Source organism: Gallaecimonas aegicerasi, from assembly GCF_045291545.1.
Lineage (GTDB): Bacteria > Pseudomonadota > Gammaproteobacteria > Enterobacterales > Gallaecimonadaceae > Gallaecimonas.
The window spans coordinates 217,882-238,733 of the sequence record NZ_CP149514.1; the positions used below are offsets into that span (position 1 = coordinate 217,882).

At 54.2% G+C, this 20,852-nt stretch carries 20 protein-coding genes; all 20 read left to right on the plus strand.

What is annotated here, in order from left to right; translation table 11 throughout:
* Nucleotides 1-62: 62 nt before the first annotated feature.
* Entirely contained in the window at nucleotides 63-452 is a 390-nt protein-coding gene (gene secE, locus WDB70_RS01020) for a preprotein translocase subunit SecE (RefSeq protein WP_406665734.1), read from the plus strand.
* 3 nt (nucleotides 453-455) lie between these two features.
* Nucleotides 456-998 carry a transcription termination/antitermination protein NusG gene (gene nusG, locus WDB70_RS01025; protein ID WP_406665736.1) on the plus strand — a complete coding sequence of 181 codons (543 nt, stop codon included), beginning with the start codon at nucleotides 456-458 and terminating at the stop codon, nucleotides 996-998.
* Between the two features lie 130 nt (nucleotides 999-1,128).
* Entirely contained in the window at nucleotides 1,129-1,557 is a 429-nt protein-coding gene (gene rplK / locus WDB70_RS01030; protein ID WP_406665738.1) for a 50S ribosomal protein L11, read from the plus strand.
* Nucleotides 1,558-1,560: 3 nt separating this feature from the next.
* The gene (rplA, locus tag WDB70_RS01035) at nucleotides 1,561-2,259 is read left to right on the plus strand and encodes a 50S ribosomal protein L1 (protein WP_406665740.1); all 699 of its coding nucleotides are present in this window, start codon (nucleotides 1,561-1,563) and stop codon (nucleotides 2,257-2,259) included.
* A gap of 248 nt (nucleotides 2,260-2,507) precedes the next feature.
* Complete coding sequence (rplJ, locus tag WDB70_RS01040; RefSeq protein WP_406665742.1) at nucleotides 2,508-3,011, plus strand: 50S ribosomal protein L10; 504 nt, start codon at nucleotides 2,508-2,510, stop codon at nucleotides 3,009-3,011.
* Between the two features lie 47 nt (nucleotides 3,012-3,058).
* Nucleotides 3,059-3,427 carry a 50S ribosomal protein L7/L12 gene (gene rplL / locus WDB70_RS01045; RefSeq protein ID WP_406665744.1) on the plus strand — a complete coding sequence of 123 codons (369 nt, stop codon included), beginning with the start codon at nucleotides 3,059-3,061 and terminating at the stop codon, nucleotides 3,425-3,427.
* A 215-nt stretch (nucleotides 3,428-3,642) separates the two neighbouring features.
* On the plus strand, nucleotides 3,643-7,671 hold the full coding sequence (gene rpoB / locus WDB70_RS01050) for a DNA-directed RNA polymerase subunit beta (RefSeq protein ID WP_406665746.1): 4,029 nt from the start codon (nucleotides 3,643-3,645) through the stop codon (nucleotides 7,669-7,671).
* 80 nt (nucleotides 7,672-7,751) lie between these two features.
* Nucleotides 7,752-11,960, plus strand: coding sequence for a DNA-directed RNA polymerase subunit beta' (rpoC, locus tag WDB70_RS01055; protein ID WP_406665748.1), 4,209 nt, complete (start codon nucleotides 7,752-7,754; stop codon nucleotides 11,958-11,960).
* A 152-nt stretch (nucleotides 11,961-12,112) separates the two neighbouring features.
* The gene (rpsL, locus tag WDB70_RS01060; RefSeq protein WP_406665750.1) at nucleotides 12,113-12,487 is read left to right on the plus strand and encodes a 30S ribosomal protein S12; all 375 of its coding nucleotides are present in this window, start codon (nucleotides 12,113-12,115) and stop codon (nucleotides 12,485-12,487) included.
* 80 nt (nucleotides 12,488-12,567) lie between these two features.
* Nucleotides 12,568-13,038, plus strand: a complete 471-nt coding sequence (gene rpsG / locus WDB70_RS01065; RefSeq protein WP_406665752.1) for a 30S ribosomal protein S7 — start codon at nucleotides 12,568-12,570, stop codon at nucleotides 13,036-13,038.
* Nucleotides 13,039-13,110: 72 nt separating this feature from the next.
* Nucleotides 13,111-15,213: an elongation factor G gene (gene fusA / locus WDB70_RS01070; RefSeq protein WP_406665754.1), complete on the plus strand. Its 2,103-nt coding sequence runs from the start codon at nucleotides 13,111-13,113 to the stop codon at nucleotides 15,211-15,213.
* Nucleotides 15,214-15,270: 57 nt separating this feature from the next.
* Nucleotides 15,271-16,455: an elongation factor Tu gene (gene tuf / locus WDB70_RS01075; protein WP_406665732.1), complete on the plus strand. Its 1,185-nt coding sequence runs from the start codon at nucleotides 15,271-15,273 to the stop codon at nucleotides 16,453-16,455.
* 294 nt (nucleotides 16,456-16,749) lie between these two features.
* Nucleotides 16,750-17,061 carry a 30S ribosomal protein S10 gene (rpsJ, locus tag WDB70_RS01080; RefSeq protein WP_341502815.1) on the plus strand — a complete coding sequence of 104 codons (312 nt, stop codon included), beginning with the start codon at nucleotides 16,750-16,752 and terminating at the stop codon, nucleotides 17,059-17,061.
* Between the two features lie 42 nt (nucleotides 17,062-17,103).
* Nucleotides 17,104-17,742, plus strand: coding sequence for a 50S ribosomal protein L3 (gene rplC, locus WDB70_RS01085; protein WP_406665756.1), 639 nt, complete (start codon nucleotides 17,104-17,106; stop codon nucleotides 17,740-17,742).
* An 18-nt stretch (nucleotides 17,743-17,760) separates the two neighbouring features.
* Nucleotides 17,761-18,366: a 50S ribosomal protein L4 gene (gene rplD / locus WDB70_RS01090; protein ID WP_406665758.1), complete on the plus strand. Its 606-nt coding sequence runs from the start codon at nucleotides 17,761-17,763 to the stop codon at nucleotides 18,364-18,366.
* Nucleotides 18,363-18,662, plus strand: coding sequence for a 50S ribosomal protein L23 (gene rplW, locus WDB70_RS01095; RefSeq protein ID WP_406665760.1), 300 nt, complete (start codon nucleotides 18,363-18,365; stop codon nucleotides 18,660-18,662). Before rplD ends, rplW begins: the two co-directional genes overlap by 4 nt.
* 17 nt (nucleotides 18,663-18,679) lie before the next feature.
* Nucleotides 18,680-19,504: a 50S ribosomal protein L2 gene (gene rplB, locus WDB70_RS01100; RefSeq protein ID WP_406665762.1), complete on the plus strand. Its 825-nt coding sequence runs from the start codon at nucleotides 18,680-18,682 to the stop codon at nucleotides 19,502-19,504.
* A gap of 15 nt (nucleotides 19,505-19,519) precedes the next feature.
* A complete protein-coding gene (gene rpsS / locus WDB70_RS01105; protein ID WP_345014152.1) occupies nucleotides 19,520-19,798 on the plus strand; it encodes a 30S ribosomal protein S19 in 279 nt (92 codons plus the stop codon).
* Nucleotides 19,799-19,808: 10 nt separating this feature from the next.
* Complete coding sequence (rplV, locus tag WDB70_RS01110; RefSeq protein WP_406665765.1) at nucleotides 19,809-20,141, plus strand: 50S ribosomal protein L22; 333 nt, start codon at nucleotides 19,809-19,811, stop codon at nucleotides 20,139-20,141.
* Between the two features lie 17 nt (nucleotides 20,142-20,158).
* Entirely contained in the window at nucleotides 20,159-20,845 is a 687-nt protein-coding gene (gene rpsC / locus WDB70_RS01115) for a 30S ribosomal protein S3 (protein WP_406665767.1), read from the plus strand.
* Nucleotides 20,846-20,852: the final 7 nt, after the last annotated feature.

The following is a 20,852-nucleotide window of genomic DNA, read 5'->3' on the forward strand; positions in this document are numbered from 1 at the left end:
GAAAGGCCCGGCCGCAAGAGGCGGGTTTTCGTGTCGACGGAAGTTGATTTAGGTTGGTCGTGATGAATGTAAATACTGAACATCAGCAGCAGCCCAAGAGCGCGCTGGATGTGGTTTTGTGGATTGCCGTGATCGCTTTACTGGCCGGTTTGGTGGTTGTGAATCACCTTTATGGTCAAGGCGTTTCCATGCTGATCCGGGTAGTGGTTGCCGTGGTGGTTTTTGCTGTCGCCATTGGCCTTGCCGCCCTGACCGGGAAGGGCAAGCAGGCACTGTCTTTTGCCAAGGAATCCCGTACTGAGGTACGCAAGGTGATCTGGCCGACGCGCCAAGAAACCGTGCATACCACTTTTATCATCATGGCTGCCGTTGCTGTCATGGGACTGTTACTGTGGATCATGGATGGCATCCTGGTTCGGGTAATTGGCTGGTTCACCGGTTTGGAGATCTAACCCATGTCTGAGCAGAAAAAACGTTGGTATGTAGTGCAGGCGTTTTCTGGCTTTGAAAGCCGGGTCGCGCAGTCATTGCGGGAACATATCAAAATGCATGGCATGGAAGCGTACTTCGGTGAAGTACTGGTGCCGACCGAAGAAGTCGTCGAAATGCGTGCTGGCCAGAAGCGTAAATCAGAGCGCAAATTCTTCCCCGGCTATGTGCTGGTGAACATGGTCATGAATGATGAGTCCTGGCACCTGGTGCGTTCGATTCCGCGGGTGATGGGGTTCATTGGTGGCACTTCAGACCGCCCGGCACCGATTTCAGATAAAGAAGCCGATGCAATCTTGAATCGTCTGCAAGAGTCCGTTGATAAACCGCGTCATAAAACGCTGTTTGAACCGGGCGAAGTGGTGCGTGTTAATGACGGTCCTTTTGCCGACTTCAACGGTGTTGTTGAAGAAGTGGACTATGAGAAAAGCCGCCTGAAAGTATCAGTGATGATTTTCGGCCGTTCCACTCCTGTAGAGTTGGATTTCGGGCAAGTTGAAAAAAGCTGACGAACAAAAAGTCAGCAACAGGCTTGGCAGGGGCAGCGAGATTCAGTAGAATTCGCTGCCCTGTTTTTTTGCAGGGTTTTTTACGGGGAGCCTCACCGAGGCGTTAGCACCCAAACATTGAGGTATTAACATGGCTAAGAAAGTTTCAGCTTATATCAAGCTGCAGGTTGCCGCTGGTATGGCTAACCCGAGTCCGCCGATTGGTCCGGCTCTGGGTCAGCACGGCGTTAACATCATGGAATTCTGTAAAGCATTTAACGCCAAAACAGATTCCGTTGAAAAAGGCATGCCGCTGCCAGTGGTCATTACTGTATACAGCGACCGTTCCTTCACCTTCGAAACCAAAACCCCGCCGGCCAGCTACCTGCTGAAGAAAGCGGCTGGTATCAAGAGTGGCTCCTCTAAGCCGCACGTTGATAAAGTGGGCAAGGTAAACCGCGCTCAGCTCGAAGAAATCGCCAAGATGAAAGAGCCGGATCTGACAGCTGCTGACATGGACGCCGCTGTGCGCACCATCGCTGGCTCTGCCCGTTCCATGGGCCTGGTAGTGGAGGACTAAGACATGGCAAAGCTGACTAAGCGTATGCGTGTGATCCGTGAAAAGGTCAACGCCACTCAAGATTATGCCATCAACGAAGCCATTGCCCTGCTCAAAGAGCTGGCCACTGCCAAGTTCGTTGAAAGTGTTGATGTTTCCGTAAACCTGGGCATCGATGCACGTAAATCCGACCAGAACGTGCGTGGCGCTACTGTGTTGCCGCACGGTACTGGCCGCAGCGTACGCGTTGCTGTCTTCACCCAAGGTGCTAATGCCGAAGCTGCTAAAGAAGCGGGCGCTGACATCGTTGGTATGGAAGATCTGGCTGAGCAGGTTAAAGCTGGTCAAATGGACTTCGATGTGGTTATTGCTTCTCCTGACGCTATGCGCGTTGTGGGTATGCTTGGCCAGATCCTCGGTCCGCGTGGCCTGATGCCGAACCCGAAAGTTGGCACTGTAACTCCGAACGTCGCTGAAGCGGTTAAAAACGCTAAAGCCGGTCAGGTACGTTACCGCAACGACAAAAACGGCATCATCCACACCACCATCGGTAAAGTGGACTTTGAAGAAGGCAAGCTGAAGGAAAACCTGGAAGCATTGCTGGCTGCCCTGAAGAAAGCCAAACCGGCTACCTCAAAAGGTCAGTACATCAAGAAAGTCAGCCTGTCCACCACCATGGGTGCTGGCGTGGCTATCGATCAAAGCACGCTGGAATCCCAGTAATTTCTGTGCTTTGAGAGAAATTGGCGAAGGCGTCAGCTTGTGATACGATCTGGCGCTTTCGCATGGGTCGACGCCCTAGTGGCGCTCGTCCAAGACCGTAGGTGCAACCGCTTAAAATTTGCCTACGCAGACGGTGCAGGGCCCTAAGAGATTTTCTCTCTTGGATGCTTTCACCGTAAGGCGACTCAAGATCACTTGAGTCTGTAGAAAACAACCGGTAAAACCGGTGAAATCCAGGAGTTAAGCCAATGGCATTAAGACTCGAAGACAAAAAAGCAATTGTTGCTGAAGTCAACGAAGCTGCCAAAGGCGCGCTTTCAGCAGTTGTCGCGGATGCCCGCGGCGTGACTGTTGCAGCGATGACTGAATTGCGCGCGACTGCCCGTTCTCAGGGCGTCATGATGAAGGTGGTTCGTAACACCCTCGCACGCCGTGCAACTGTAGGTACTGATTATGAGTGCCTCAATGATGTCTTCGTTGGCCCAACTCTGATCGCTTTCTCTAACGAGCACCCCGGTGCTGCGGCGCGTCTGTTCAAAGACTTCGCTAAACAGAACGATCAGTTTGAGCTCAAAGGCGCTGCCTTCGGTGGGGAATTCATTCCCGCAGCCGATATTGACCGTCTCGCCAAGCTGCCGACTTACGAAGAAGCTCTGGCCAAGCTGATGGCGACGATGAAAGAAGCCGCTGCTGGCAAGCTGGTTCGTACTCTGGCTGCACTGCGCGATCAGAAAGAGGCCGAAGCTGCCTGAGGCGGTTTGGCTGATTGATTACTTCAGAACATTTAGGAAATTGAGTCATGTCCGTAACTAAAGATCAAATCCTCGAAGCCGTTGCCGCAATGACCGTAATGGAAGTTGTTGAACTGGTTGAAGCGATGGAAGAAAAATTCGGCGTTTCTGCCGCTGCTGCTGTTGCCGTTGCTGGCGACGCTGGCGCTGCTGCCGCTGAAGAGAAAACTGAATTTGACGTTATCCTGACTGCTGCCGGCGCTAACAAAGTTGCCTCTATCAAAGCAGTTCGCGGTGCTACCGGTCTGGGCCTGAAAGAAGCCAAAGATCTGGTTGAATCCGCTCCGGCTACCGTTAAAGAAGGTATTTCCAAAGAGGAAGCCGAAGAGCTCAAGAAGCAGCTTGAAGAAGCTGGTGCTTCTGTTGAAGTTAAGTAATCCTTGCAGATTACTGCTCCAATTGGAGCAAAGGCTGGTGGCGTAAAAGCCACCGGCCTTTTCGCGCTGTAGGAATAGGCAAAATTTCGCGTCGTTTATTTTGCCTATTCCGGTGACCTGCGGTCACCCAGGTCACTGAGACCAAACGACGTTGCGCTGACACTGTTCAGATTGAACAGAATAGTGGGTCACACTTTCGCGAGCTGAGGAACCCCATGGTGTACTCTTACACAGAGAAAAAACGTATTCGTAAGGATTTCGGTAAACGTTCACAAGTACTGGACGTCCCTTTCCTGCTTTCCATCCAGTTGGATTCATTCAAGAAATTCATCGAGATGGACCCCGACGGGCAGAACGGCTTGGAAGCTGCTTTTCGCTCCGTTTTTCCTATTAAAAGCTACTCCGGCAATGCCGAGCTGCAATATGTTAGCTACCGTTTGGGCGAGCCTGTCTTTGATGTACAGGAATGCCAAATTCGCGGTGTGACTTATGCGGCACCATTGCGGGTTAAATTGCGTCTGGTGCTGTTTGATAAAGAAGCAGCTCCGGGTACGGTCAAAGACATCCGCGAGCAGGAAGTCTATATGGGCGAAATCCCATTGATGACCGATAACGGTACCTTTGTTATCAACGGTACTGAGCGCGTTATTGTTTCTCAGCTGCACCGTTCACCGGGCGTGTTCTTCGATCACGACCGGGGTAAGACTCACTCATCCGGTAAGGTTCTGTATAACGCTCGCGTCATTCCTTACCGCGGCTCCTGGCTGGATTTCGAATTCGATCCGAAAGACAACCTGTTTGTCCGTATCGACCGTCGCCGTAAGCTGCCAGCGTCCATCATCCTGCGTGCCTTGGAATACAGCACTGAGGAAATCCTTGACCTGTTCTTCGAGAAGGTGACTTTCGAGGTCAAGAAAGACAAGCTGATGATGACTCTGGTACCGGATCGCCTGCGTGGTGAAACGGCTATTTTTGATATCAAACTTCCCAGCGGTGAAGTCATCGTTGAGAAAGGCCGCCGGGTAACGGCTCGCCATGTCCGGCAGATGGAACAAGAGGGCATGGATAAGCTGGAAGTGCCGATTGATTACATCAATGGCAAAGTACTGGCTAAAGACTACGTTGCTAAAGACACTGGCGAAGTGATTGCCAGCGCTAACCAGGAAATCACCCTGGAGCTGCTGGCTGAGCTGAGCAAAGCCGGCCACAAGAAACTCGAGACGCTGTACTTTAACGATCTCGACCACGGCAACTACATGTCCGAGACGCTGCGTGTGGACCCTTCCAGCAGCCGCCTCGAGGCGCTGGTGGAAATCTACCGGATGATGCGCCCGGGTGAGCCGCCGACGAAAGAAGCTGCCGAAGCGCTGTTCTCCAACCTGTTCTTCACCGATGATCGTTACGATTTGTCGACTGTTGGCCGGATGAAGTTCAACCGTCGCGTTGGCCGTGATGACATCACCGGGCCGGGTATACTCGATAACCAAGACATTATCGATGTCATGAAAACCCTCATCGAGATCCGTAATGGTCGTGGTGAAGTGGACGACATTGACCACCTGGGTAACCGTCGTATCCGTTCTGTCGGTGAAATGGCCGAGAATCAGTTCCGTGTGGGCCTGGTACGGGTAGAGCGCGCAGTGCGCGAACGCCTGTCACTGGGTGATATGGACGGCCTGATGCCGCAGGATCTGATCAACGCCAAGCCGATCAGTGCCGCTGTCAAAGAGTTCTTTGGCTCCAGCCAGCTGTCGCAGTTCATGGACCAGAACAACCCGCTGTCAGAAGTGACTCACAAACGCCGTATTTCTGCGTTGGGTCCAGGCGGTCTGACCCGTGAGCGTGCCGGCTTTGAAGTTCGTGACGTACACCCGACACACTATGGTCGTCTGTGCCCCATCGAGACCCCTGAAGGTCCGAACATCGGTCTGATCAACTCGCTGTCGTGCTTTGCCCGTACCAACGAGTATGGCTTCCTGGAAACGCCATACCGCAAAGTGATCGATGGTCAGGTAACGGACGAAGTAGAATACCTCTCTGCCATTGAAGAAGGGCAGTTTGTGGTGGCTCAGGCCAACGCTGCAGTAGATGAAAACAACCGTCTGCTGGATGAGCTGGTACCGTGTCGTCACAAGGGTGAATCTACCTACATGAACGCGTCTGACATCCAGCTGATGGATGTGAGCCCGCAGCAGATTGTGTCTGTGGCCGCGGCGATGATTCCGTTCCTTGAGCACGACGATGCTAACCGGGCCTTGATGGGTTCGAACATGCAACGTCAGGCGGTACCGACACTGCGCGCTGACAAGCCGCTGGTAGGTACAGGTATGGAACGTACCCTGGCTGTTGACTCCGGCGTCTGTGTTGTCGCCAAGCGTGGCGGTACCATCGATTACGTTGATGCCTCCCGGATCGTTGTGAAGGTCAATGAAGATGAAATGCTGCCAGGCGAAGCCGGTATCGACATCTACAACCTGATCAAATACACCCGCTCCAACCAGAACACTTGTATTAACCAAAAACCGGTGTGCTCTGTTGGTGACCCGATTGTCCGTGGTGACGTGCTGGCTGACGGCCCGTCCACTGACCTGGGCGATCTGGCCCTGGGCCAGAACATGCGCGTCGCCTTCATGCCGTGGAACGGTTACAACTTCGAAGACTCCATCCTCATCTCCGAGCGTGTGGTACAGGAAGACCGCTTCACCACTATCCACATTCAGGAACTGTCCTGTGTGGCGCGTGACACCAAGCTGGGGCCAGAGGAAATCACCTCTGATATCCCCAACGTCGGTGAGTCGGCCCTGTCGAAGCTGGATGAGTCCGGGATCGTCTATATCGGCGCGGAAGTGAAGCCGGGTGACATTCTGGTTGGTAAGGTAACGCCAAAAGGCGAAACCCAGCTGACTCCAGAAGAGAAGCTGCTGCGCGCTATCTTCGGTGAAAAAGCCTCTGATGTAAAAGACACGTCCCTGCGTGTACCGGGTTCGACCTTTGGTACCGTTATTGACGTGCAGGTCTTTACCCGCGACGGCGTGGAAAAAGACAAGCGGGCTATCGAAATCGAAGAAATGCAGCTCAAGCAGGCGAAAAAGGATCTAACTGAAGAGTTCCAGATCCTTGAAGCCGGTATTTATGACCGGGCCAAGAACCTGCTGCTGTCTGCTGGCTTTGATAAAGCGAAAGTGGCCAAGCTCGACAAAGAAAAACTGCTCGAGCAAGCCATTGATGACGAAGCCAAGCAAATCGAGCTGGAGCGTATCGCTGAGCAGCTGGCTGAAATCAAAGCCGACTTCGATAAGAAGTTCGAGGCCAAACGCCAGAAGATCATCCAGGGTGATGACCTGCAACCGGGCGTACTGAAAATCGTCAAGGTATACCTGGCCGTTAAACGCCGCGTACAGCCGGGCGACAAGATGGCCGGCCGTCACGGTAACAAAGGTGTAATTTCCACCATCGTTCCGGTCGAAGATATGCCGTATGACGAAAACGGCAACCCGGTTGATATCGTCCTTAACCCGCTGGGCGTACCGTCACGGATGAACATCGGTCAGATCCTCGAAACCCACTTGGGCCTAGCGGCAAAAGGGGTTGGTGAGCGGATCAACGAAATGCTGCAGGAACAGCGCGAGCTGGCTGAACTGCGGGATTACCTGAAGAAGGTCTATGCCCTGGGCAACTATCGCCAGAACGTGGATATCGACAGCTTCAGCGATGACGAAGTGTTACGCCTGGCCAAACACCTCAAAGATGGCGTGCCGATGGCAACCCCGGTGTTTGATGGTGCTGCTGAAAGTACCATCAAGGACATGCTGGAACTGGCAGGCCTGCCGCGTTCCGGTCAGATCAAGCTGCATGATGGCCGTACCGGTAACGCCTTTGAGCGTGATGTCACCGTTGGCTACATGTACATGCTGAAGCTGAACCACCTGGTTGACGACAAAATGCACGCTCGTTCCACCGGTTCTTACAGCCTGGTTACTCAGCAGCCGCTGGGTGGTAAGGCGCAGTTCGGTGGTCAGCGCTTCGGTGAGATGGAAGTGTGGGCACTGGAGGCCTATGGCGCCGCCTATACCCTGCAGGAAATGCTCACCGTCAAGTCCGACGATGTTAATGGTCGTACCAAGATGTACAAAAACATCGTCGATGGCGATTACTCCATGGAGCCAGGCATGCCTGAGTCCTTCAACGTATTGCTGAAGGAAATCCGCTCTTTGGGTATCAACATCGAGCTGGACGAAGAGTAAGCCGCGAGGCCGAAGTGAATCGAGGTGCCGGGGTGGCGTAGCCGCCACCCCGCAGGGTTTAACTCCGATAGGAGAACAGCGTGAAAGACCTACTCAAATTTTTGAAACAGCAGAACAAGACCGAAGAATTCGATGCTATCCGCATCGGTCTTGCGTCTCCTGACATGATTCGCTCCTGGTCTTACGGCGAAGTCAAAAAGCCGGAGACCATTAACTACCGTACCTTCAAGCCGGAGCGTGACGGTCTGTTCTGTGCCCGTATCTTCGGGCCGGTGAAGGACTATGAGTGCTTGTGTGGTAAGTACAAGCGTCTCAAGCACCGTGGCGTGATCTGTGAAAAGTGTGGCGTTGAAGTCACTCTCACCAAAGTACGCCGTGAGCGTATGGGTCACATTGAACTGGCTAGCCCGGTTGCCCACATCTGGTTCCTCAAATCATTGCCGTCCCGTATCGGCCTTTTGATGGACATGACCCTGCGTGATATCGAGCGGGTACTGTACTTTGAAAGCTATGTGGTGATTGAGCCGGGTATGACCACCCTGGAAAAGGGTGCCATGCTGACAGAAGATCAGTATCTGGACGCGCTGGAGCAATTCGGTGACGAATTCGACGCCCGCATGGGTGCTGAAGCGGTTCAAGAGCTGCTGCGTCGCATTGATCTTGAAAAAGAAATCAATGAAATGCGCGAAGAGTTGCCGAGCATCAATTCGGAAACGCGCCGTAAAAAGGTTACCAAGCGCCTGAAGCTGATGGAATCTTTCTACAAGTCAGGCAACAAGCCTGAGTGGATGATCATGGCGGTACTGCCGGTACTGCCACCGGATCTGCGTCCACTGGTACCGCTTGATGGCGGTCGCTTCGCGACTTCCGACCTGAACGACCTGTATCGTCGGGTGATCAACCGTAACAACCGTCTGAAACGTCTGCTGGATCTGGCTGCGCCGGATATCATCGTGCGCAACGAAAAGCGGATGCTGCAAGAAGCGGTCGATGCACTGCTGGATAACGGCCGTCGTGGCCGTGCCATCACCGGTTCTAACCGCCGACCGCTGAAATCCCTGGCTGACATGATCAAGGGTAAACAGGGTCGTTTCCGTCAAAACCTGTTGGGTAAGCGGGTTGACTACTCAGGCCGTTCGGTTATCACCGTAGGTCCGACCCTGCGTCTGCATCAGTGCGGTCTGCCCAAGAAAATGGCACTGGAACTGTTTAAGCCGTTCATTTACGGCAAGCTGGAAGGGCGTGGCCTGGCCACTACCATCAAAGCTGCCAAGAAAATGGTTGAGCGGGAAGTGGCGGAAGTTTGGGATGTGCTGGATGAAGTCATCCGTGAGCACCCGGTACTGCTGAACCGTGCACCGACATTGCACCGTTTGGGTATCCAGGCATTTGAACCGGTACTGATCGAAGGTAAAGCGATTCAGCTGCACCCGCTGGTCTGTGCGGCCTATAACGCTGACTTCGATGGTGACCAGATGGCGGTACACGTGCCGCTGACTCTGGAAGCCCAGCTCGAAGCCCGGGCGCTGATGATGTCTACCAACAACATCCTGTCGCCAGCCAACGGTGAGCCTATCATCGTACCGTCGCAAGACGTGGTACTGGGGCTCTACTACATGAGCCGTGAGCGTATCAACGCCCAAGGCGAGGGCATGGTGCTGCGTTCCAACAAGGAAGCAGAAAAGGTTTATCGTGCTGGCCTGGCGGATCTGCACGCGCGTGTGAAAGTGCGTATCAGTCACTGGGAACAGACAGAAGATGGCGAGTTCGTTGAAGAGGTTCGCCTGACCGATACCACCATCGGCCGTGCCATCTTGAGCTTGATCCTGCCAAAAGGCATGCCTTACGAGCTGCTCAACCAAAACATGGGTAAAAAGCAGATCTCACGTCTGCTGAACGCCTGTTACCGTCGCCTGGGCCTCAAAGATACCGTTATCTTTGCTGACCAGCTGATGTATACCGGTTTCCATTACGCCACCCTGGCCGGTGCCTCTGTCGGTATCGACGATATGGTTATCCCGGATGCCAAGGCCAACATCATTGCCGAGGCAGAAGCGGAAGTGGCGGAAATCCAGGAGCAGTTTGCTTCTGGTCTGGTAACCGTCGGTGAGCGCTACAACAAAGTTATCGATATCTGGTCCAGCGCTAACGAACGTGTTTCCAAAGCGATGATGGCTAACCTCTCTACCGAGGAAGTGGAAAACAGCGAAGGCAAGCTGGAAACCCAGGCATCCTTTAACTCCATCTACATGATGGCAGACTCCGGCGCCCGGGGTAGTGCTGCGCAGATCCGTCAGCTAGCCGGTATGCGGGGGCTGATGGCCAAGCCTGACGGCTCCATCATTGAAACGCCGATCACCGCCAACTTCCGTGAAGGTCTGAACGTACTGCAGTACTTCATCTCCACGCACGGTGCCCGTAAAGGTCTGGCCGATACCGCACTGAAAACCGCGAACTCCGGTTACCTGACCCGTCGTCTGGTTGACGTTGCCCAGGATCTGGTCATCACCGAATCTGACTGTGGCACCCTTGAAGGTCTGTGGATGACGCCGCTGATCGAAGGTGGCGACGTGGTTGAGCCGCTGCGTGAGCGGGTACTGGGCCGGGTTGTGTGTGATGACGTGCTGATCCCCGGTACTGACGAAGTGCTGCTGCCGCGTAACACCTTGCTTGACGAAGCCAAGGTTGACCTGCTGGAAGCCAACTCTGTCGACCAAGTCATGGTACGTTCGGTGATCACCTGTGATACCGACTTCGGTGTCTGTGCCCACTGTTACGGCCGTGATTTGGCTCGTGGCCACATCATCAACAGCGGTGAGTCCATCGGTGTTATCGCTGCGCAGTCCATCGGTGAGCCGGGTACCCAGCTGACCATGCGTACCTTCCACATTGGTGGGGCGGCCTCGCGGGCAACTGCTGAGAACTCAGTACAGGTTAAAAACACCGGTTCGCTGAAACTGCACAACGCCAAGTACGTTGAGAACAGCGACAGCAAGCTGGTGGTGACCTCACGTTCAACCGAGCTGACGGTGGCAGATGAAAACGGTCGCGAGCGCGAGCGCTACAAGGTGCCTTACGGTGCGGTACTGTCTAAGAAAGATGGCGAAGCCGTTAACGCTGGTGACATCATCGCCAACTGGGATCCGCACACGCACCCGATCATCACCGAGGTAAAAGGTCGCATCAAGTTTGTCGACATGGTTGAAGGCGTCACCATGAGCCGCCAGACCGACGAACTCACCGGCCTGTCCAGCATCGTGGTGATGGAGCCGTCCCAGCGTCCTTCTGCCGGTAAAGAAATGCGGCCGATGGTGAAACTGGTTGACGACAAAGGCAACGACGTCAACATCGCTGGCACCGACATTCCGGCGCAGTACTTCCTGCCCGGTAACGCTATCGTCAGCCTTGATGACAATGCTGAAGTGAATGTCGGTGACGCCCTAGCGCGTATTCCGCAGGAAAGCTCGAAGACCCGTGACATCACCGGTGGTCTGCCGCGTGTTGCTGACCTCTTTGAAGCCCGTAAGCCGAAAGAGCCGGCCATTCTGGCGGAAATCACCGGTACTATTTCCTTCGGTAAAGAAACCAAAGGCAAGCGCCGCCTGGTGATCACCCCGGCTGATGGTAATGCCTACGAGGAAATGATTCCGAAGTGGCGCCAGCTGAACGTCTTTGAAGGTGAGCAGGTCCAGCGTGGCGAAGTTATCGCCGACGGTCCGGAAGCACCGCAGGACATTCTGCGTCTGCGTGGTATCGAAGCTGTGGCCCGTTATATCGTTAACGAAGTGCAGGAGGTTTACCGTCTGCAGGGCGTTAAGATCAACGACAAGCACATCGAAACCATTGTTCGCCAGATGCTGCGTAAGTGCACCATCACCAATCCGGGCGATTCCGATCTGCTCGAAGGTGAAACCGTGGAAGTGGCCCGCGTTAAGATTGCCAACCGTGAACTGGAAGCGGCGGGCAAGCAACCGGCCAGCTTCGAGCGGCAGTTGCTGGGTATTACCAAAGCGTCACTGGCGACCGAGTCATTCATCTCCGCGGCCTCCTTCCAGGAGACCACGCGAGTGCTGACCGAAGCAGCGGTGTCGGGCAAATCCGACGACCTGCGTGGCCTGAAAGAAAACGTCATTGTAGGTCGTTTGATCCCGGCCGGTACTGGCTATGCCTACCACCAGGATCGTAACCGTAAGCGCGCTGCGCCGATGGCCGAACCACAAATGACCGCTGACGACGCCGAAAAGGCGCTGACCGACATGCTGAATGCCGGTTTCGACAGCGAACAGTAAAAGGCTGTCACGATAACCTCACAGGCCGTCCCTTTAGTGGGCGGCCTTTGTTGTCTTGACACTTTTTTGAGCGGCAATTAGAATGCCGCGGCCCTTAATGGGGCGATTTTTCACCGTACGAAAAAAGCATCTAAATCAGGAGTAGCAAGCTAATGGCTACAATTAACCAGCTGGTGCGCAAGCCCCGCGTCAAGAAAGTTGCCAAGAGCAACGTTCCGGCGCTGGAAGCCTGCCCGCAAAAGCGTGGTGTCTGTACTCGTGTGTACACCACCACCCCGAAGAAGCCGAACTCCGCACTGCGTAAAGTGTGCCGTGTTCGTCTGACTAACGGTTACGAAGTGTCCTCCTACATTGGTGGTGAAGGTCACAACCTGCAAGAACACTCCGTGGTACTGATCCGTGGCGGTCGTGTAAAAGACTTGCCAGGTGTTCGTTACCACACTGTTCGCGGCACCCTTGACTGTGCCGGCGTAAAAGACCGTAAACAAGCCCGTTCTAAATACGGTGCCAAGCGGCCCAAGTCTTAATGGTTCTCCGTTAAGTAAGGCCAAACTGAACATTCATTTATAGGTTTTGGGTAACACCTGAAGCATACGGAGAATTAGTCATGCCAAGACGTCGCGTGATTGGTCAGCGCAAAATCCTGCCGGACCCGAAGTTCGGATCAGAGGTTATTGCCAAGTTTGTAAACGTCGTGATGGTAGACGGTAAGAAATCCATCGCCGAGAAAATCGTCTATGGTGCCCTGGACATCATTAACGAGAAATCCGGTAAAGAGCACATGGAGCTCTTTGAATCAGCCCTGGATAACGTTCGCCCGGCGGTCGAGGTTAAATCTCGCCGTGTTGGTGGTTCTACCTATCAGGTTCCGGTAGAAGTGCGCCCGGTGCGTCGTAACACCCTGGCTATGCGCTGGTTGGTCGATGCTGCCCGCAAGCGCGGTGAAAAATCTATGGCGGCCCGTCTGGCAGGCGAACTGCTGGATGCTGCTGAAAACAAAGGTACTGCTGTTAAGAAGCGCGAAGACGTGCATCGTATGGCAGAGGCGAACAAAGCATTCGCTCACTACCGCTGGTAAGACTGCTGTGGCCCCTCAACGGGGCCATTGTTGCAGTTTCACCACAGGTTTCTTAATCAGAGGAAAGCTATCGTGGCTCGCAAGACACCTATCGAGCGCTACCGCAATATCGGTATCAGTGCTCACATTGATGCAGGTAAAACGACCACCACTGAGCGGATCCTGTTCTACACCGGTATTTCTCACAAGATCGGTGAGGTTCATGATGGCGCCGCCACCATGGACTGGATGGAGCAGGAGCAGGAGCGTGGTATCACTATCACCTCCGCTGCCACCACCGCCTTCTGGAGCGGCATGGGTCAGCAGTTTCCCGAGCATCGTATCAACATCATCGACACTCCCGGACACGTTGACTTTACCATCGAGGTAGAGCGTTCCATGCGTGTGCTGGATGGTGCGGTAATGGTTTATTGCGCTGTGGGTGGTGTTCAGCCCCAGTCTGAAACCGTATGGCGCCAGGCCAACAAGTACGGTGTTCCCCGTATTGCCTTTGTCAACAAAATGGACCGTACCGGTGCCAACTTCCTGCGGGTTGTTGAGCAGATCAAGAGCCGCCTGAAGGCGACGCCGGTGCCGATCCAACTGCCTATCGGTGCTGAAGAGCACTTCAAAGGTGTTGTTGACCTGATCAAGATGAAGGCCATCAACTGGAGCGAAGACGACTTCGGTGCCACCTTCACCTACGAAGATATCCCTGCTGATATGCAGGATCTGGCTGAAGAATGGCGCATGCACATGATCGAAGCTGCTGCCGAAGCCAACGAAGAGCTGATGGAAAAGTACCTCGGCGGTGAAGAGCTGTCCGAAGAAGAAATCAAGGCCGGTCTGCGTGAGCGCGTACTGAGCACTGATATCATCCTGTGTACCTGTGGCTCTGCGTTCAAAAACAAAGGCGTGCAGGCCATGCTTGACGCTGTTGTTGAGTTCCTGCCAGCACCGACCGACGTTCCGCCGATCAAAGGTGAACTGCCTAACGGTGAAGAAGCGGTGCGTAAGTCCAGCGATGACGAACCTTTCGCTGCGCTGGCGTTCAAGATTGCTACCGACCCGTTCGTTGGCTCTCTGACCTTCTTCCGCGTTTACTCCGGTGTGGTTAACTCCGGTGACGCGGTTCTGAACGCCACCAAAGACAAAAAAGAGCGTATCGGCCGTATCGTGCAGATGCACTCCAACAAGCGTGAAGAGATCAAAGAAGTTCGCGCCGGTGACATCGCTGCCGGTATCGGTCTCAAAGACGTTACCACGGGTGAAACCCTGTGTTCTCCTGACCATCCGGTCATCCTGGAGCGCATGGAATTCCCTGAGCCGGTAATCTCCGTTGCTGTTGAGCCGAAAACCAAGTCTGACCAGGAAAAAATGGGTCTGGCTCTGGGTCGTCTGGCGCAGGAAGATCCGTCTTTCCGCGTACACACCGACGAAGAGACTGGCCAAACCATCATCTCCGGTATGGGTGAACTGCACCTGGAGATCCTGGTTGACCGTATGCGTCGTGAGTTCAAGGTAGAAGCCAATGTGGGTAAACCGCAGGTGTCCTATCGTGAAACCATCCGCAACACCGTTGAGAGCGAAGGTAAATTCGTTCGTCAGTCCGGTGGTCGTGGTCAGTTTGGTCACGTATGGCTGCGTTTGGAGCCGGTTGAAGAAGGCAAAGGCTACCAGTTCGTTAACGAAATCGTAGGTGGTGTGGTTCCGAAGGAATACATCCCGGCCGTTGACAAAGGTATCCAAGAGCAGATGAAGAACGGCGTATTGGCTGGCTTCCCTATCGAAGATATGAAAGTGACCCTGTACGACGGTTCTTACCATGACGTTGACTCCAACGAAATGGCGTTCAAAATTGCGGCCTCCATGGGCTTCAAGTCTGGCTTCATGAAAGCCAACCCGGTACTGCTCGAACCCATCATGAAGGTGGAAGTTGAGACGCCGGAAGAGAACATGGGTGACGTGATCGGTGATATCAACCGCCGTCGTGGCATGGTTGAAGGTATGGACGATGGCCCGTCAGGCAAAGTCGTTCGTGCTCTGGTGCCGTTGTCCGAAATGTTCGGTTACGCCACCGACCTGCGCTCTGCCACTCAAGGTCGTGCTTCTTACTCCATGGAGTTTTTGAAGTACCAAGAGTGCCCGAGCAACATTGCCAAAGAAGTGATCGAAGCTCGCAAAGCGGGCGAGTAACAGTGACTGACAGGGGCCTGCAGCGGTAGGCCCCCTTTGAGATGAAGGATTTTAGCCGTGTCTAAAGAAAAATTTGAACGTACGAAACCGCACGTCAACGTAGGTACCATCGGTCACGTTGACCACGGTAAAACTACCCTGACCGCCGCCATCACCACTGTACTGGCCAAGACCTACGGTGGCTCAGCCAAAGCGTTTGACCAAATCGATAACGCGCCGGAAGAGAAGGCCCGTGGTATCACCATCGCCACCTCTCACGTAGAGTACGACACACCGACTCGCCACTACGCGCACGTTGACTGCCCCGGCCACGCCGACTACGTGAAAAACATGATCACCGGTGCTGCCCAGATGGACGGCGCGATTCTGGTAGTAGCGGCGACTGACGGCCCGATGCCGCAGACTCGTGAGCATATCCTGCTGGCGCGTCAGGTAGGCGTACCGTACATCATCGTGTTCATGAACAAATGTGACATGGTAGATGATGAAGAGCTGCAAGAGCTGGTTGAAATGGAAGTTCGTGAACTGCTGAGCCAGTACGAATTCCCGGGTGACGACCTGCCGGTAATCAAAGGTTCTGCTCTCAAGGCGCTGGAAGGCGACGCTGAGTGGGAAGCGAAGATTGTAGAGCTGGGCGAAGCGCTGGACAGCTACATTCCGGAGCCGGAGCGTGCGATTGACAAGCCGTTCATCCTGCCAGTAGAAGACGTTTTCTCTATTTCCGGCCGTGGTACTGTAGTAACTGGTCGTGTAGAGCAAGGTATCGTGAAGGTTGGTGACGAAGTTGAAATCGTCGGTATCAACCCGACCACCAAGACCACCTGTACTGGTGTTGAAATGTTCCGCAAGCTGCTGGACGAAGGCCGTGCAGGTGAGAACGTAGGTGTTCTGCTGCGTGGTACCAAGCGTGACGAAGTTGAGCGTGGTCAGGTTCTGGCGAAGCCGGGTTCAATCACTCCGCACACCAAGTTCCAGTCAGAAGTGTACGTACTGGGCAAAGACGAAGGTGGCCGTCACACGCCGTTCTTCAAAGGCTATCGTCCGCAGTTCTACTTCCGTACAACTGACGTAACAGGCACCATCGAGCTGCCGGAAGGCGTAGAGATGGTAATGCCAGGCGACAACATCCAGATGACAGTAGAGCTGATTGCTCCTATCGCGATGGATGAAGGTCTGCGTTTCGCTATCCGCGAAGGTGGCCGTACTGTAGGCGCCGGTGTGGTAGCTAAAATCATCGCCTAATTATTGGCTGATGATAAAAAGGAGGCTTCGGCCTCCTTTTTTGTTGCCGTTAGCCGCTGTTGCTGCAATTTCATACAAGGCCTTGCTATTGCCGGGCAGGGCGGTATAATCCTCCGACCTTCCATGCGAAGGTAATGCTCTTGTTTGACCGGCAGGCCGGTGGCTTGCCTACACAGCAATCCCGATTGGGGATTGGCAGACTATAAGAGTCACCTCTCCCATCCATTCTTGGATGAGGCAGAGGCGATTTTTTTTGTCTGCAGCTCTTTAGTTCTTTTATTGGAGTCAATTGAAATGGCTAGTCAACGTATTCGTATCCGCCTGAAGGCGTTCGATCATCGCTTGATCGACCAGTCTACTGCGGAAATCGTGGAAACGGCCAAACGCACTGGCGCCCAGGTACGCGGTCCTATTCCGCTGCCGACCCGCAAAGAGCGTTTTACCGTGCTGATCTCCCCGCACGTCAACAAAGACGCGCGTGATCAGTATGAAATCCGCACTCATAAACGTCTGGTGGATATCGTAGAACCCACCGACAAGACTGTTGACGCTCTGATGCGCCTTGATTTGGCCGCTGGCGTCGACGTACAGATCAGCTTGGGCTGATCCTCTGCGTGGCAACACACTGAACAGTCTTAGAGGTTAATAATGGCTATTGGTCTTATCGGTAAAAAAGTCGGCATGACTCGTGTCTTCACCGAAGACGGCGTGTCCATCCCGGTCACCGTAATCCAAGTAGAAAGCAACCGCGTTACTCAGGTTAAAACCCTGGAGAACGACGGCTACCGTGCGCTGCAAGTAACCACTGGCACCAAAAAAGCCAATCGCGTTACCAAGCCGCAAGCGGGTCACTTTGCCAAAGCTGGCGTTGAAGCTGGTCGCGGCCTGTGGGAATTCCGTCTGGCAGACGACGAAGGTGAAGGCATCGAGCAAGGTGCTGAGCTGTCCGTCACCCTGCTGGAAGATGTCAAGAAAGTTGACGTAACCGGTACCTCTAAAGGTAAAGGTTTTGCAGGCGCTGTTAAGCGTTGGAACTTCCGCACTCAAGACGCCACTCACGGTAACTCCCTGTCTCACCGCGTACACGGTTCCATTGGTCAAAACCAATCACCGGGTAAGGTATTCAAGGGCAAGAAGATGGCTGGTCACATGGGTGACGAGCGTGTGACTACGCAGAACCTGGAACTGGTTCGTGTAGACGCCGAGCGTGGCCTGCTGCTGGTAAAAGGTGCCGTACCTGGCGCTACCGGTGGTGACCTCATCGTTAAACCCGCTGTGAAAGCGTAACGTCTGAGGAGATAGGTGATGGAATTGGTATTGAAAGACGCGCAAGGCGCTCTTGAAGTTTCCGAAGCTACCTTTGGGCGTGAGCTGAATGAAGCCCTGGTACACCAAGTTGTTGTGGCTTATGCCGCTGCGGCTCGTCAAGGTACCCGTGCTCAGAAGACCCGCTCTGAAGTATCCGGCGGCGGCAAGAAGCCCTTCCGTCAAAAAGGCACCGGCCGTGCCCGTGCCGGCACCATCCGTAGCCCGATTTGGCGCAGCGGTGGTGTAAGTTTTGCTGCTAAGCCGCAAAACTACGAACAGAAAGTAAACAAGAAAATGTATCGCGGCGCGATCAAGAGCATCCTGTCTGAACTGGTTCGTCAGGAGCGTCTGATTGTTGTCGAAAACTTCGGTGTTTCTGCACCCAAGACCAAAGAGCTGGTTGCCAAGCTGGGCGAACTGGAGCTCAAAGACGTTCTGATCATTACTCAGGAAGTTGACGAGAACCTGTTCCTGGCGGCCCGTAACCTGCACAAGGTCGACGTACGCGATGTCGCCGGTATCGACCCGGTTTCTCTGATCGCCTTCGATAAGGTGCTGATGACCGCAGGTGCTGTGAAGCAACTTGAGGAGATGCTGGCATGATCCGTGAAGAGCGTATTCTGAAAGTTATCCGCGCCCCGCACGTCTCTGAAAAGAGCACCATGGTTGCCGAAAACAACAACACCGTTGTTTTCAAGGTCACCACGGACGCCAACAAAGCCGAAATCAAAGCGGCTGTTGAAAAGCTCTTCGAAGTGGAAGTGGACGCAGTTCGCACCGTTAAAGTCAAAGGCAAAACCAAACGCACTGGTGCCCGTATGGGTCGCCGCAGCGACTGGAAAAAAGCCTACGTGACCCTGAAGTCCGGTCAAGAGATCGACTTCGGCGGCGCTGAATAAGGGGAGGATTCTGAGTTATGGCTATCGTTAAGTGTAAGCCGACATCTCCGGGTCGCCGCCACGTTGTCAAAGTGGTTAACCCTGAGCTGCACAAAGGCAAGCCGCACGCTGCCCTGCTGGACAAAAAGTCCAAAACTGGCGGTCGTAACAATGCTGGTCGCATCACTACCCGTCATATCGGTGGTGGTCACAAGCATCACTACCGGATCATTGACTTCAAGCGTAACAAAGATGGCGTACCTGCCACTGTTGAGCGCCTGGAATATGATCCGAACCGCAGCGCTAACATCGCGCTGGTTCTGTACGCAGACGGTGAGCGCCGTTACATCCTGGCCCCGAAAGGTATCCAGGCTGGCGACGCTATCCAGTCCGGTTCTGATGCCGCTATCAAAGCAGGTAACGCCCTGCCGATGCGCAACATCCCGGTGGGTTCTACCGTTCACGCTGTTGAGCTCAAGCCTGGTAAAGGCGCGCAAATGGCCCGTTCTGCTGGTGCCTACGTGCAGATCGTAGCCCGTGATGGTGCCTACGTGACTCTGCGTCTGCGCAGCGGCGAAATGCGTAAAGTTCCGGCTGACTGCCGCGCCACTATCGGCGAGGTAGGTAACGCTGAGCACATGCTGCGTCAACTGGGTAAAGCGGGCGCCAAGCGCTGGCGTGGTGTTCGTCCGACCGTTCGTGGTGTTGCCATGAACCCGGTAGATCACCCGCACGGTGGTGGTGAAGGTCGTACCTCTGGTGGTCGTCACCCGGTTTCTCCGTGGGGCAAACCGACCAAGGGCGCTAAAACCCGTAAGAACAAGCGTACTGACAAGTTCATCGTACGCAGTCGTAGCAAATAAGGTAGAGGAATCACCATGCCACGTTCTCTCAAGAAAGGTCCATTTATTGACCTGCACTTGCTGAAGAAGGTAGAGAAAGCGGTGGAAAGCGGGGACAAGAAACCTATCAAGACTTGGTCCCGTCGTTCAATGATCATTCCGAACATGATCGGTTTGACCATCGCTGTCCATAATGGTCGTCAGCATGTTCCAGTCTACGTTACCGATGAAATGATCGGTCACAAGCTGGGCGAGTTCGCGCCGACCCGTACTTACCGTGGTCACGCCGCGGACAAGAAAGCCAAGAAGCGTTAAGGAGTAAAAGATGGAAGCTATTGCTAAACATCGTTTTGCCCGTACCTCTGCGCAGAAGGCTCGCCTGGTTGCTGATCAGGTTCGCGGTCTGCCGGTGGCCAAGGCCATTGACGTCCTGACCTTCAGCGATAAAAAGGCTGCCGGTCTGGTTAAGAAGGTACTGGATTCAGCCATTGCCAACGCCGAGCACAACCTCGGGCTGGACATTGATGAGCTGCAAGTGGCGAAGATCTTCGTTGATGAAGGTCCGACCATGAAGCGCATCATGCCCCGCGCCAAAGGCCGTGCGGATCGTATCCTCAAGCGTACCAGCCACATTACTGTGGTTGTCGCTGAGCGTTAAGGACCAGGAGATAAGCAATGGGACAAAAAGTTCATCCTAATGGTATCCGCCTGGGCATCGTTAAGCCTTGGAATGCCACCTGGTATGCGGACACCAAAGATTTTGCTGACAACCTGCATGGCGATCACGAAGTGCGTACGTTCCTGCGTAAGGAACTGAAAAACGCCTCCGTATCCCGCATCGTTATCGAGCGTCCAGCCAAATCTATCCGCATCACTATCCACACGGCTCGTCCGGGTGTAGTGATCGGTAAAAAAGGCGAAGACGTCGAGAAACTGCGTAAAGCGGTTGCCAAAATTGCCGGCGTACCTGCGCAAATCAACATCAGCGAAGTGCGTAAGCCTGAGCTGGACGCGCAACTGGTTGCTGACAACATTTCTGGCCAGCTCGAGCGTCGTGTGATGTTCCGTCGCGCTATGAAGCGTGCGGTACAAAACGCCATGCGTCTGGGTGCCAAGGGTATCAAGGTAGAAGTGAGCGGCCGTCTTGGTGGCGCCGAAATCGCTCGTACCGAATGGTATCGTGAAGGCCGTGTGCCGCTGCACACCCTGCGCGCTGACATCGATTATGCCACTTCCGAAGCTCACACCACTTACGGCGTGATCGGCACTAAAGTCTGGGTCTTCAAAGGTGAAGTTCTGGGCGGTATGCCGGTAGCCGAAGCCCAGCCTGAGCCGAAGAAGAAAGGCAAAGGTGGCAAGTAAGGAGTTC